Source organism: Pantoea sp. Morm (assembly GCF_016643525.1).
GTDB lineage: Bacteria > Pseudomonadota > Gammaproteobacteria > Enterobacterales > Enterobacteriaceae > Pantoea > Pantoea dispersa.
In genome coordinates this window covers 1-12391 of record NZ_VOQX01000113.1, presented here as the reverse complement: position 1 = coordinate 12391, position 12391 = coordinate 1, and the positions used below count along the sequence as shown (strand labels likewise).

The window sequence follows — 12391 nt, the reverse complement described above, 5'->3', positions numbered from 1 at the left end:
AGCCGAGCGACTGCACCACTGGCGGCATACCGCTCACCGCCGCACCTTTGGTCAGCCAGATGCCGATGCCGTTGAGCGTCATCATGGTGGCCAGCGTCACCAGAATCGGATGTGCGCCGATGCGCGTTACCATCACGCCGGTGATCACGCCAATCACGGCGGCAATCACCATCGCACCGACGATGGCGATAAACAGCCACAGCAGCTGCTGACCGGTACCGGCATCAGCGGGCAGGGCGCTCATCAGGGTCCAGGCGATGAACAGCGCCGTCAGGTTAGCGGTGGCGATGATGGCGAGGTTCAGGCCGCCGCTGAGGATGGCGATAAACATCGCCAGCGTTAACAGGCCGAGCTCCGGCAGCTGAAACGCCATACTCATAAAGGTCGAGTCGGTGAGAAAGCGGCCTGGCAGCATGACGCTGAAGGTGGCCAGCGCCAGCGCAATCAACAGCATCAGGCCGATGTTGGTGCCGTCCGGCCGCAGCGCAGAGAGAGATTTCATGGTGATGGCTCCTCCCGTCAGACGAAACTGACGTCGGTTTCTTTACGTTTTTTGTAGTGGGTGACGGCAATCGCCACCATAATCGTGCCGCCGACCACAATGTTCATGAAGTAGTTGGAGACGCCGATCAGATTGAGGCCGTTTTTCAGGATGGCGATCAGGAATACGCCCATCAGCGTGCCGCTGACCGTGCCTTTGCCGCCCATCAGGCTGGCACCGCCCAGCACCGTCGCAGCCAGCACATCCAGCTCACCGCCGACCAGCGCGTTCGGCACTACTTCACCCATGCGGTACACCTGCACCAGCCCGCCAATCGCCGCCATCGCCCCGAGCCAGCCGTAGGCAAACACGTGAATCAATCCCACGCGGATGCCAATGCGCCGCGCCGATTCCGCATCGCCGCCCACCGCATACAGCTGACGGCCCAGATTGGTTTTGTTGAGCAGCAGCGCGGTGAGGGCGGCAATCACCAGCATGATCGCCAGCGGTAAGCCAATCTGAAAACTGTTGCCCTGTACGCTAAACGGCAGCACGCTGCGCAGGGTGATCCACCAGTCCGGCAGCGAGTAGAGGCTTTTACCGCCGGTAACCCACATCAGCAGACCAAACAGCAACGACTGCATGCTGATGGTGATGATGATCGACACCACGCGCAGCGAGGTGATCAGCAGGGCGTTGATCACGCCAAACAGCGTGCCACAGACGATAGCCAGCAGAATGCTGAGCAGCGCGTTATCAAACTGGAACTGCACAAACAGCGAGGCGATCAGGTATTGCACCACCGACGCCACAGCGGCGAAGGAGATATCGATACCGCCGGTCACCAGCACCACAAACAGGCCGAGGGCGAAAATGCCGGTAACGGCATAGCTTTCCGCCAGATCCAGCAGGTTCTGCACCGTCAGGAACTGATCGCTGGCCAGCGAGAAGAACACCATGAAAGCCAGCAGCACCCAGGCGAGCCAGCCCTGGCTGGAGTGCGGACGTAAACGAGAGAAATCAGGCATTAATCACCTCCGCCAGCTGTTCCTGCGCCACGGTATCGGGTTGGTATTCGGCATGGATGGTGCCGTCGCGGAAGTGCAGGATGCGGTCGCAGTTGTACCAGACCTCCGGCACTTCGTCGGAAATCAGGATGATCGACAGTCCCTCTTTCGCCAGCTCGTGGATCAGCTGATAGATGCTGGCCTTGGCGCCGACATCCACGCCGACGGTCGGCGAGTCGAGGATCAGAATGCGCGGCTGGGTCAGCACCCATTTCGCCAGCACGATTTTTTGCTGGTTGCCGCCGGACAGGGTGGAGATCGCCAGGTTAGGATCGGCCACGCGCACGCCGAGCTGCTGAATCCACTGCAGGATCAGCTTGTTCTTGCGGTATTCATCGATCAGGTGGAAACGGTTTTGCAGCTTATCGAGGATCGGCAGCACCATGTTGTCGGCCACCGACTGCTGCTGCACCAGGCCGAGCGTCAGGCGATCTTCCGAAACGTAGCCGATACCGGCTTTGATGGCGTCTTCATGCCCGCGAAAACGCACCGGCTTGCTGTCGAGCCAGATTTTGCCGCTGTCCGGTTTGGTCATGCCAAACAGCGACAGCGCCAGTTCGGTGCGGCCGGATCCGAGCAGGCCGCACAGGCCCAGCACTTCACCGGCGTAGAGTTTGAAATTGACGTCATGATACTGACCGGCGCGCGTCAGCTTCTCTACTTCGAGAATCGCCCGATCGGCGTTGCGCGTTGGCGCTTTTAACTGGTAGTCGAGCTTCAGGCCGGTCATCAGTTCGGTCAGGTGATGCGGCGTCATCTCTCTGGCTGGCCAGCAGCCCATCTTGCGGCCGTCGCGGATCACCGTCACGCGATCCGAAATCTCCAGCACTTCATCCAGCCGGTGACTGACAAACACCACACAGATGTTTTTGTCTTTCAGATAGCGCACGGTGCGCAGCAGCTGATTGACCTCGGTACGCGTCAGCGACGCGGTGGGTTCGTCCATGATCACCAGTCGTGCATCGGCCACCAGCGCGCGGCAAATCGCCACCTGCTGGCGCTGGGCAATCGACAGCGCAGCGACTTTCTCATTCAGATCGAGATCGAATTTCAGCTCATCAATAATGCCGCGCGCGGTGTCACGCAGCCGGGCCTGACGGTGCCAGCCGAGCAACCCATTGAGGTTATGCTCAAAGGCGATGTTCTCCGCCACGCTCAAATTGGGGAACAGCGACAGATCCTGGTAAATCACCTGGATACCGAAGTCGCGCGCCTGACGGGTGGTCAGACGCGGGAAACTCTGGCCGTCGCCGAGGGTAATGCGGCTGCCACTGTCCGGGGCATGCACCCCGGAAATGACTTTAATTAAGGTGCTCTTGCCACAGCCGTTGGTGCCAGCGAGACAGTGCACTTCGCCGGCCAGCAGGGTCAGCGAGATATCGCTCAGTGCGCGGTTGCCACCAAATGTTTTCGACAGGTTGTCGAGCGCAATCAGCGTCTGTGGAGTGACCTCTTGCATGTTACAGCCCCATTTTCACCAGTTTTGGCAGGTTCTCTTTATCGAGACTTTCGGTGTTGTTACCGAGAATGGTGTGCGTCGCCTCATCCACCTTCACTTTGCCCAGCCCTTCAATGGTCATGCCGTCGGTGATCGGCTCTTTTTTCTCCATCATGTCGGCGATACGCACAAATACTTCACCGGCGGTCTGCGGATTCCAGATATAACCGCCCTTGATGGCACCGCGCTGTACCAGCGACGCGCCCTGGCCCGGGCTGAAGGCGCCGATGACGCACACCTGATCGATCTTGTTGCGGTTCATGACCGCGCGGCCGGCGCCAATCGGTCCCTGAGAACCAAAGGCCATAATGCCTTTCAGATCCGGGTATTTAGACATCAGCTCGTTGGTGGTGCGGATGGAGTCATCCAGCGATTCGCCGACGCCGAACTTGTCGGTCACCAGCTGCATCTTCGGATAGTGCTGTTTCTGGTAGTTGAGCGCGGCGTCGGTCCACTCCTGATGCAGTGGCACCGTCAGGCTGCCGACATACATGGCGTATTTGCCTTCTTCATGCATGCATTTTGCCAGCGCTTTCATATGGTTGATGCCGTGGGTCGGCGCATCGACCAGCTCGAAATCCCAGTTGGCGTCTTTCTGGCCGGGCGATTCGTGAGTAATCACCATGATCCCGGCTTCCCGCGCGCGCTTCAGCACTGGCTCAAGCACTTTCGGGTCGTTTGGCACCACGCCGATGATATCGACCTTCTGCGCAATCAAATCTTCAATCGCGCGCACCTGCAGCGCCGGGTCAGCGGCGGTTGGCCCGACCATCCACGCGTCGATGCCGCGTTTTGCCGCTTCACTTTTGATGCCCGCTTCCATGGCGTTGAACCACGGAATACCGCCAATTTTTACCACGATGCCCATGCGTATTTTGTCAGCGGCCTGCGCGCCAGCGGCGGCAAACAGGGCAAGCAGAGAACAGGCGATAAGATGTTTTTTCATAAAGACTCCGGATTAATTTTTTATTAGCTGCATCGAATGGCTGCGTTGCGAGCAATCAATAATATTGACGCCGTTCCACGCCAGTTCTTGTTCCAGCTCTTTGTCTTTTAATTGGTCAGTGATGAGAAAATCCACATCGCGGTAATGACAAATACGCGCGAATGAGGGGCGCAGAAATTTACTGCCGTCCAGCAGCAGATGTTTTCTTTCTGCCGCTAACAACATTTGCTGTTTTAAATGTGCGTTGTTTTCGTTACCTTCGCGTAAATAACCGTCATTGCCCAAACTGCTACAGGAAAAAAAGATCTTATTGATCTGAAATTCCCGTAGCGGCTGCTCTGCGACGACGCCGTGGAAATCTTCATAACGGTCAGAATATTCTCCACCCAGGCAGATGGTGCGGATACTGCCGCGCGCTGCAAGGGTCTGGACGATTCTGATAGAATTGGTTAACACCGTTAATTCAATATCCGGTAGCTGTCGTGCCAGATACCAGCAGGTGGTACTACTGTCGAGTAATAAACAATCACCGGGGCTGATAAAATCGAGTGCTCGTTTGGCTATCGCCATCTTGGCCTCGACGTTTTCATTCATGCGCTGGCGAAAAGATAATTCATACTCGTTAATACCGCGTGTATTTCCCTGAATGTTGGCGGCCTGTCGTTTGGCTGGTACTGCACCACCGTGACTGCGCTGTAATACGCCACGTTTCTCCAGCTGCGTTAAATCACGGCGAATGGTTTCCTGCGAAACCTGACACAGCGTGACTAATTCAGCGACAATGACCCGACCATTTAAATTAAGCTCGTCAATAATTCGCTGCTGTCTTTCAATCGGCAACATGACTTCCCTCCGATGGCTATAAATTACTGGATGCCGGAATGTGAAAATGTGGGCTGGGCACGAGTCCGCAGCGACCAACTGGCCCGGCGACATTAAGGTGATTTTCATAGGATTTTTTATGTAAATGAGATCTCTTTATTTCAAATTTGAGTGATCGCATTCACATAAATGCGCGTTATTACGCGAGGGAATGAGAGAGACCATGCACAGCGTTGACGCTCTGCCAGCACCATAGCATGACCGCTTATGACCGTTTGTGTGTATTTGACCGTTTTGTGAAGGGGGTAAAAATTGTCCGACGAATCCGATTGAGCAGAAATCAGCCGCACCGGATGATGGAGCTGTTGCGCTATTCCACCCAGATCGCCCATAAGGCGACGGCTTTTTCAGCAGTTAACTTCGCTTTTCAGGCCACTTCACAGTTTCGGCCTGATGACCGCGCATGCATTGCGCTATCATTTTCTTTCAAGGAATCGGGGATCGTTTTTTTTCATGTCGTATTGGATGAAGTCGCTGCTTTTATTGCCCTTTCTGCTGATTGCCGGCGTACAGGCCGAGCCGCTGCAAAAGTCGTTTTCCGACTGGCAGATCACCTGCAACAACGCGGCGTTCTGCGTGGCACGCAGTTTTCCTGGCGATAATGGCCTGGTGATGACGATTTCGCGTCACGCCGGGGTCAACGATCGGCCACTGCTGCGCATTGATTACGGCAGCGCCTACAGCGGTGCATTGCCGGGCGCGGCGCTAAAAGACAACCTGCTGCTCGACCAGCGCCGCCTCAATCCGGACCTCAAACACTGGACGGTGGAGCCGCATCATCTGGCCACCAGCAACGCCATCGCCATCGACGAATTTCTCGCCCAGACGCTGGATGCCAGCAATTTACAGCTCACCTATAAAGCCAGCGCCAGTATTCCGCTGCGCGGTATGAAAGCGGCGCTGCTGCTGATGGATGACGTACAGGGGCGGGTTAACGGTGCCAGCGCCTGGGTAAAGCGCGGTGATCGCGTGCAGTGGGATGTGCCACCGCCGCCCTCAATTCCACAGCTGCCGGCACCAATGCCCGCACCCGCGCCGCTGACGCAGCAGGAAACCACCGGCCTGATCGATTACGGAACCTGGCGTGTCAATACCGATAACTGCTCGCTCGATCCGCTGCGGCGGGAAGTCAGCGTTGCGCCACTCACCGACAGCAAAGCGCTGCTGCTGATAAGCTGCGAAACCGGGGCCTACAACGTGATCGATCTGGCGTTTGAAGTCACGCGCAGCCAGCCGTATGTGTCGCGCGGCATCACGCTCAACCTGCCGTTTACCCCGCCGTCGCGCACTGATAATCAGCTGGAGCTGGTGAACGCCGAGTTCGATGCCAGTAACGGCCAGCTGTATACCTTCAGTAAAGGGCGCGGTCTGGGCGACTGCGGTGTGGCCACACGCTGGCAGTTTGATGGTAATGCTTTCGTACTGGCGGAGTATGCGGAGGAGAAGACTTGTGACGCCTGGCATAGTAGTGATGACTGGCCCACCCTCTGGGTCACTCAGTAATCCCCGTCATCCTTCGCACTGCAGGGGCGTTGGCTGCGGCTGTTCACCCCGGTCACTTACCTGAGTAAGCTCCCGGGGATGCCCATCCTTGCCGCCTTCCTGCAGCACGAATGATTTAGGGGAGGGTTCGCAGTAACTGCTCGTCATAACTCACGCTTTGGCTACGGTGACATGACATCAGCTGTTAAAGACTTAGCGGATATTGCCGATCATCATCGGTGAGCCCGTCTGGTTGCCCACCAGCTCAGCCAGCATGTTGTTGACGCCATCGCTCATCGGGGTGAAGCGGGTCAGCGGCGAGCGCGTCACCACGACAAATACGCCGACGTTGTGCTGTGGCACCATCGCCATGTAGGTGATGAAGCCGCCGCCGCCGCCGGTTTTCTGAATGATGCCCGGATGGCCCGCCTTCGGTGCCATGTAAACCCAGCCCATGCCCAGCGCGTCGGCGCGTCCTGGCACGTCCATGCCTTCCACTTTGGTCAGCTGGTCGCGGCGATAAATCAGCGTTTGCAGCCGATCGATCTGCGGCGTGCGGTGATTCACCGCCGAGTTGAGAAACTGCTGCATCCAGCGTCCCATATCGTCCGGCGTGGAATACACGCCGCCGCTGCCGATGGCTGCCAGCGTGTTATTGCACGGGCTGGCCCCTTTTTCGGCAATCATCAGGCGCTGACACTGATCCGGTGATGGCGTGAAGGTGGTATCCTTCATGCCGAGCGGACGCGTCACCAGCTGCTGCAGCAGCGCCGGATAAGGCATGCCGGCGGCTTTAGCCAGCGCATCGCCCAGCAAATCGAAGGCGAGGTTGGAATAGGCTGCCTGCGTGCCCGGCGCGGCTTTGAGCTGTGCGCCGCGCAGCCACTGCCAGCGGTCGGCTTTGGTTGGCCAGACAAACACCGGACGATGCGGTTTGCCGCCCGGCTGCTCGCGCGGCAGGCTGCTGGTGTGGGTGGCGAGATTGATCAGCCGAATCGGCTGGCCGTTGTACGTCGGTACGCGGGCGCCCGGCGGCGCGTATTTGCTCAGCGGATCGTCAAGGCGAATCTGGCCGCGCTCGGCCATCTTCACCATCACTTCGCTGGTCATCAGTTTGCTCAGCGAGGCGATACGGATCAGTGAGTCCTGCTGTGGGCGCACATTATTGCCGGGACGGGTTTCGCCAAAGCTGGCGAACACGCGCTGGTTACCGTCAATTGCCACCAGCGCCATGCCGGTTGCACCGCTGCCATAGAAAATATGCTCGGCATAGCGATCAACAATCTGCGAGGCCAGCAGCGGATCGGGCGATACCTGCGCCGCGCTGGTAAAGGGCAGCACGGCAACCATTAAGGCCAGTAAAAAAGGAGTACGTTTTTTCAACGGGAAAGCGTCCGCTATAGGAATCGGAGGAAAACCTATAGTAATCAGTTTGCGCAAAGCGGGAAGGGGGCGGGGCGGATTTTTTTCTGTATCAGGCTGTGAAATAAAACGGCCCTCTCCCGGCAGCGGGAAAGGGCCAGACACTCAGGCAGGCTTAAGCAGCGATTCGGCGTGGCTCACCACGTTCTCAACGGTAAAGCCAAAGGCCGGGAACAGCTTGCCGGCTGGCGCCGATTCGCCGAAGGTGGTCATGCCGACAATTTTGCCGTCGATGCCGACGTATTTGTACCAGTAGTCGGCAATACCGGCTTCAACCGCCACGCGCGCGCGCACGGTGGAAGGCAGCACCGATTCACGATAGGCCACGTCCTGTTTATCAAACACGTCAGTGCTCGGCAGCGAAACCACTCGCACCTTGTGGCCGTCGGCGCTGAGTTTCGCTTCGGCGCCCAGCGTGATCTCCACTTCAGAACCGGTGGCAATCAGGATGACGTCCGGCGTGCCGTCACAATCCTTGAGGATGTAACCACCGCGCGCGATGTTCTCTACCTGTTGCGCGCTGCGCTCCGGCTGCAGCAGGTTCTGACGCGACAGAATCAACGCGGTCGGACCGTGATGGCGCTCAATCGCCGCTTTCCACGCCACGGCGGTCTCGACCTGATCGCACGGTCGCCAGGTGCTGAAGTTTGGCGTCACGCGCAGACTGGCCAGCTGTTCAACCGGCTGGTGCGTCGGGCCATCTTCGCCCAGACCAATTGAGTCGTGGGTGTAGACCATAATCTGGCGCGCTTTCATCAGGGCGGCCATGCGCGCTGCGTTACGCGCGTATTCAACGAACATCAGGAAGGTGGCGGTATAAGGCACAAAGCCACCGTGATGCGCGATACCGTTGGCAATCGCCGTCATGCCAAATTCGCGTACGCCGTAATGAATGTAGTTACCGGCGTGATCCTCTTTGATCGGCTTCGAACCGGACCAGATGGTGAGGTTGCTGGGCGCGAGGTCGGCGGAACCGCCGAGGAACTCCGGCAGCAGTTTACCGAAGGCTTCCAGCGTGTTCTGTGAGGCTTTGCGGCTGGCGATCTTCTGCGGGTTAGCCTGCAGATCGCGAATGAACTGGCTGGTTTTGTTTTCCCAGTCAGCCGGCATTTCGCCCTTCAGGCGGCGGCTGAATTCGTCCGCCAGCTGCGGATGCGCCTGCTGATAAGCCGTGAACTTCTCTTCCCAGGATTTCTCCTGCGCGGCCCCGGCTTCTCTGGCATCCCACTGCTGATAAATATCCTGCGGGATTTCGAACGGACCGTAGTTCCAGCCGAGCTGTTTACGCGTCAGCGCCACTTCTTCTTCGCCGAGCGCGGCCCCGTGCGACTCCTCTTTGCCGGCTTTGTTTGGCGAGCCAAAGCCGATCACCGTGCGGCAGATAATCAGCGAAGGCTTGTCGGTGACGCTTTGCGCTTCTTTGATGGCCGCCGCGATGGCGTCCGGATCGTGGCCGTCGATGCCTTCGGCGCTGCCCACCACGTGCCAGTTATAAGCTTCAAAACGCTTGTGGGTGTCGTCGGTAAACCAGCCTTCGGTTTCGCCGTCGATGGAGATACCGTTGTGATCGTAGAAGCCAATCAGTTTGCCAAGGCCCAGCGTGCCGGCCAGCGAACAGACTTCATGTGAGATGCCTTCCATCAGACAGCCGTCGCCCATAAACACATAGGTAAAGTGATCGACGATATCGTGGCCAGGCTGGTTAAACTGGGCCGCCAGCGTGCGCTCGGCAATCGCCAGACCGACAGCGTTGGCCAGCCCCTGGCCGAGCGGGCCGGTGGTGGTTTCAACGCCCGGCGTGTAGCCAATTTCCGGGTGGCCCGGCGTTTTTGAGTGCAGCTGGCGGAAGTTTTTCAGCTCTTCCAGCGGCAGATCATAGCCGGTGAGATGCAGCAGGCTATACAGCAGCATCGAGCCATGCCCGTTAGACAGAATGAAGCGATCGCGATCCGCCCAGGCCGGGTTGGTCGGGTTGTGCTTCAGGAAGTCGCGCCACAGCACTTCGGCGATATCAGCCATGCCCATCGGCATACCTGGGTGGCCGGAATTTGCTTTCTGTACCGCATCCATGCTCAGGGCGCGGATCGCGTTAGCCAACTCTCTGCGTGAAGACATAGGGTTCTCCCTTGTAATTGGGCAAAAGCGGACGGGCCGCAACCCGTCCGGCAGAAGGTGAGTTCAGGATTACAGGCGGGCGGCCAGCACGTCTTCCAGCTTCTGCTGGTCGACGGCAAACTGGCGGATACCTTCGGACAGTTTCTCCACGGCCATCGCATCCTGGTTATGCTCCCAGCGGAACTCCGCTTCGGAGAGCGGTGCCGGCTGGTGGAAGCCCTCGGTTGATGGCTCCAGTTTGCGCTCCACCGGTGCTTCGCTATTGGCCAGCTCTTCCAGCAGGTTCGGGGAGATGGTCAGGCGATCGCAGCCGGCCAGCGCCACAATCTGCTCCACTTTACGGAAGCTGGCACCCATGATGACGGTGTTGTAACGGTGCTTTTTGTAGTAGTCGTAAATACGACGCACCGATTTAACGCCCGGGTCTTCGTCGACCACATACGGGTCGAGCGGTTTGCGCGTGTTGTACCAGTCGTAGATTCGGCCGACAAATGGCGAAATCAGGAATACGCCGGCTTCGGCACAGGCGCGCGCCTGGGCGAAGGAGAACAGCAGCGTCAGGTTACAGTTGATGCCGTTCTTCTCCAGCTCTTCCGCCGCTTTGATGCCTTCCCAGGTGGACGCCAGTTTGATCAGAATACGTGAGCGGTCGATGCCGTTCTCTTCATACAGGCGGACCAGTTTCTCCGCTTTGGTCACACACATGCCACGATCGAAAGAGAGGCGCGCATCCACTTCGGTCGAAACACGGCCCGGTACGCTTTTCAGGATTTCCATACCGAGGTTGATCGCCACTTTATCGCTGGCGTTGATGATTTGCGTCTCTTTGCTGCCGCCCTGTTTTTTCGCGTACTCAATGGCGTCATCAATCAGGTGTTTGTAAGCGTCGAGGCCGGCAGCTTTGAGGATCAGGGATGGGTTGGTGGTGGCATCTTCCGGATGGTAATGGCGAATGGATTCGATATCGCCGCTGTCCGCCACCACGGTGGTGAACTGTTTTAATGCATCTAGCTGGTTCATCGCTTAACTCCTTGATTAGCAATAATGTGGGCAAAACAGGCACCCGGGCAGTCATCGTCTTAGGTGCGCCCTTATCGGGGAAGGGAGGTTCCACACAGTGCAACAGACGCCGGATGAAGAAAATGCGTTTTCTCTGATTGTGACGTCGGGGCGCGTTTCTGATAGTCAGGCCTGCCTGATCGGTTCAGCTCAGCGTTTTGCCACCCTTAAGCATAGCAGGCTGTCCCAAAGCCGCAGGCGAAGCCGTGGCAATCCGTGCCCTGGCGACTGTGCGTTCTTTGAGCGCCTTCACCCTCTTTTGCGCCGCGCGTTCTTATACTGAGGGCTTTTCAGCCGTGCAAAAGGATGTCTGATGGACGATCAACTCAAGCAAAGCGCGCTCGATTTTCACCAATATCCCACCCCCGGAAAAATTCAGGTGTCACCCACTAAGCCGCTGGCGACGCAGCGCGATCTGGCACTGGCCTATTCGCCCGGTGTGGCGGCACCCTGTCTGGAAATTGCCGCCGATCCGCTGGCCGCGCACAAATACACCGCGCGCGGCAATCTGGTGGCGGTGATCTCCAACGGCACGGCGGTGCTGGGGCTCGGCAATATTGGCGCGCTGGCCGGCAAGCCAGTGATGGAAGGCAAGGGCGTGCTGTTCAAAAAGTTTGCCGGCATTGATGTGTTCGACATCGAAATCGACGAGCACGATCCGGACAAGCTGATTGAGGTGATCGCCGCGCTGGAGCCGACGTTCGGCGGCATCAACCTTGAGGACATTAAAGCGCCGGAGTGTTTTTACATTGAGCAGCAGCTGCGGCAGCGCATGCAGATTCCGGTGTTTCATGACGATCAGCACGGCACCGCCATCATCTGTACCGCGGCAGTGCTTAACGGCCTGAGCATCGTGAATAAGGCGATTGCCGACGTGCGACTGGTGGTGTCGGGCGCTGGCGCGTCAGCCATTGCCTGCCTCAATCTGCTGGTGGCGCTTGGTATGCAGCAGAAAAATATCGTGGTGTGTGATTCAAAAGGGGTGATTTACCGCGATCGCGAAGCGGACATGACGCCGACCAAAGCCGCCTATGCCGTGGAAGACAGCGGGGCGCGCACGCTGGATCAGGTGATTGGCGGCGCGGATATTTTCCTCGGCTGCTCCGGTCCGAAAGCGCTGACGCCAGCGATGGTGCAGAAGATGGCACCAAATCCGCTGATTCTGGCGCTGGCCAATCCGGAGCCGGAGATCATGCCGCCGCTGGCGAAGCAGGTGCGGCCGGATGCGATTATCTGCACCGGGCGCTCGGATTTCCCCAACCAAGTGAATAACGTGCTGTGCTTCCCGTTCATCTTCCGCGGCGCGCTGGACGTCGGGGCCACCGCCATCAACGAAGAGATGAAGCTGGCGGCGGTGCATGCGATTGCCGCCCTGGCGCAGGCGGAACAGAGCGACGTGGTGGCGTCCGCTTACGACGATCAGGATCTGAGCTTTGGCC

At 58.2% G+C, this 12391-nt stretch carries 9 protein-coding genes and 2 pseudogenes; 3 read left to right on the top strand and 8 right to left on the bottom strand.

Translation table 11 applies throughout. The annotated features are described in order from the left end of the window. The 5 genes and pseudogenes from FT726_RS23715 to FT726_RS23695 all read right to left on the bottom strand — a co-directional run. Positions 1 to 502 (bottom strand): annotated as a pseudogene (locus tag FT726_RS23715) (ABC transporter permease); the annotation flags it as partial. A 17-nt stretch (positions 503 to 519) separates the two neighbouring features. Next, on the bottom strand, positions 520 to 1509 hold the full coding sequence (locus FT726_RS23710; RefSeq protein WP_021508060.1) for an ABC transporter permease: 990 nt from the start codon (positions 1507 to 1509) through the stop codon (positions 520 to 522). Beyond that, positions 1502 to 3007 (bottom strand): sugar ABC transporter ATP-binding protein, encoded by a 1506-nt coding sequence (locus FT726_RS23705; RefSeq protein WP_021508061.1) that lies wholly within the window; start codon positions 3005 to 3007, stop codon positions 1502 to 1504. Before FT726_RS23705 ends, FT726_RS23710 begins: the two co-directional genes overlap by 8 nt. A gap of 1 nt (position 3008) precedes the next feature. Further along, positions 3009 to 3992 (bottom strand): substrate-binding domain-containing protein, encoded by a 984-nt coding sequence (locus FT726_RS23700; RefSeq protein WP_058758342.1) that lies wholly within the window; start codon positions 3990 to 3992, stop codon positions 3009 to 3011. 12 nt (positions 3993 to 4004) lie between these two features. Beyond that, on the bottom strand, positions 4005 to 4835 hold the full coding sequence (locus FT726_RS23695) for a DeoR/GlpR family DNA-binding transcription regulator (RefSeq protein WP_021508063.1): 831 nt from the start codon (positions 4833 to 4835) through the stop codon (positions 4005 to 4007). A gap of 236 nt (positions 4836 to 5071) precedes the next feature. Between FT726_RS23695 and FT726_RS23690 the strand changes: the two genes are divergently transcribed. Both FT726_RS23690 and FT726_RS23685 read left to right on the top strand, forming a co-directional pair. After that, complete coding sequence (locus tag FT726_RS23690; RefSeq protein ID WP_346303559.1) at positions 5072 to 5476, top strand: hypothetical protein; 405 nt, start codon at positions 5072 to 5074, stop codon at positions 5474 to 5476. Continuing rightward, positions 5397 to 6377 carry a DUF1176 domain-containing protein gene (locus FT726_RS23685; RefSeq protein WP_233210740.1) on the top strand — a complete coding sequence of 327 codons (981 nt, stop codon included), beginning with the start codon at positions 5397 to 5399 and terminating at the stop codon, positions 6375 to 6377. Before FT726_RS23690 ends, FT726_RS23685 begins: the two co-directional genes overlap by 80 nt. A 192-nt stretch (positions 6378 to 6569) precedes the next feature. Here the strand turns inward: FT726_RS23685 and ampH are convergent, their stop codons facing one another. The 3 genes from ampH to tal form a co-directional block, all read right to left on the bottom strand. Then, positions 6570 to 7739 (bottom strand): D-alanyl-D-alanine-carboxypeptidase/endopeptidase AmpH, encoded by a 1170-nt coding sequence (ampH, locus tag FT726_RS23680; protein ID WP_031279806.1) that lies wholly within the window; start codon positions 7737 to 7739, stop codon positions 6570 to 6572. Positions 7740 to 7883: 144 nt separating this feature from the next. Next, the gene (gene tkt, locus FT726_RS23675; RefSeq protein WP_031279807.1) at positions 7884 to 9893 is read right to left on the bottom strand and encodes a transketolase; all 2010 of its coding nucleotides are present in this window, start codon (positions 9891 to 9893) and stop codon (positions 7884 to 7886) included. A gap of 69 nt (positions 9894 to 9962) precedes the next feature. Further along, on the bottom strand, positions 9963 to 10913 hold the full coding sequence (gene tal, locus FT726_RS23670; protein WP_346303558.1) for a transaldolase: 951 nt from the start codon (positions 10911 to 10913) through the stop codon (positions 9963 to 9965). A gap of 352 nt (positions 10914 to 11265) precedes the next feature. Here tal and maeB point away from each other — a divergent pair. Continuing rightward, positions 11266 to 12391, top strand: a pseudogene (gene maeB / locus FT726_RS23665) (NADP-dependent oxaloacetate-decarboxylating malate dehydrogenase); the annotation flags it as partial.

What these genes read in the sequence shown, in the direction of transcription:
- FT726_RS23710 (WP_021508060.1), bottom strand. Translation starts at nt 1,509, where the DNA reads ATGCCTGATTTCTCTCGTTTACGTCCGCACTCCAGCCAGGGCTGGCTC.
- FT726_RS23705 (WP_021508061.1), bottom strand. Translation starts at nt 3,007, where the DNA reads ATGCAAGAGGTCACTCCACAGACGCTGATTGCGCTCGACAACCTGTCG.
- FT726_RS23700 (WP_058758342.1), bottom strand. Translation starts at nt 3,992, where the DNA reads ATGAAAAAACATCTTATCGCCTGTTCTCTGCTTGCCCTGTTTGCCGCC.
- FT726_RS23695 (WP_021508063.1), bottom strand. Translation starts at nt 4,835, where the DNA reads ATGTTGCCGATTGAAAGACAGCAGCGAATTATTGACGAGCTTAATTTA.
- FT726_RS23690 (WP_346303559.1), top strand. Translation starts at nt 5,072, where the DNA reads ATGACCGCTTATGACCGTTTGTGTGTATTTGACCGTTTTGTGAAGGGG.
- tkt (WP_031279807.1), bottom strand. Translation starts at nt 9,893, where the DNA reads ATGTCTTCACGCAGAGAGTTGGCTAACGCGATCCGCGCCCTGAGCATG.
- tal (WP_346303558.1), bottom strand. Translation starts at nt 10,913, where the DNA reads ATGAACCAGCTAGATGCATTAAAACAGTTCACCACCGTGGTGGCGGAC.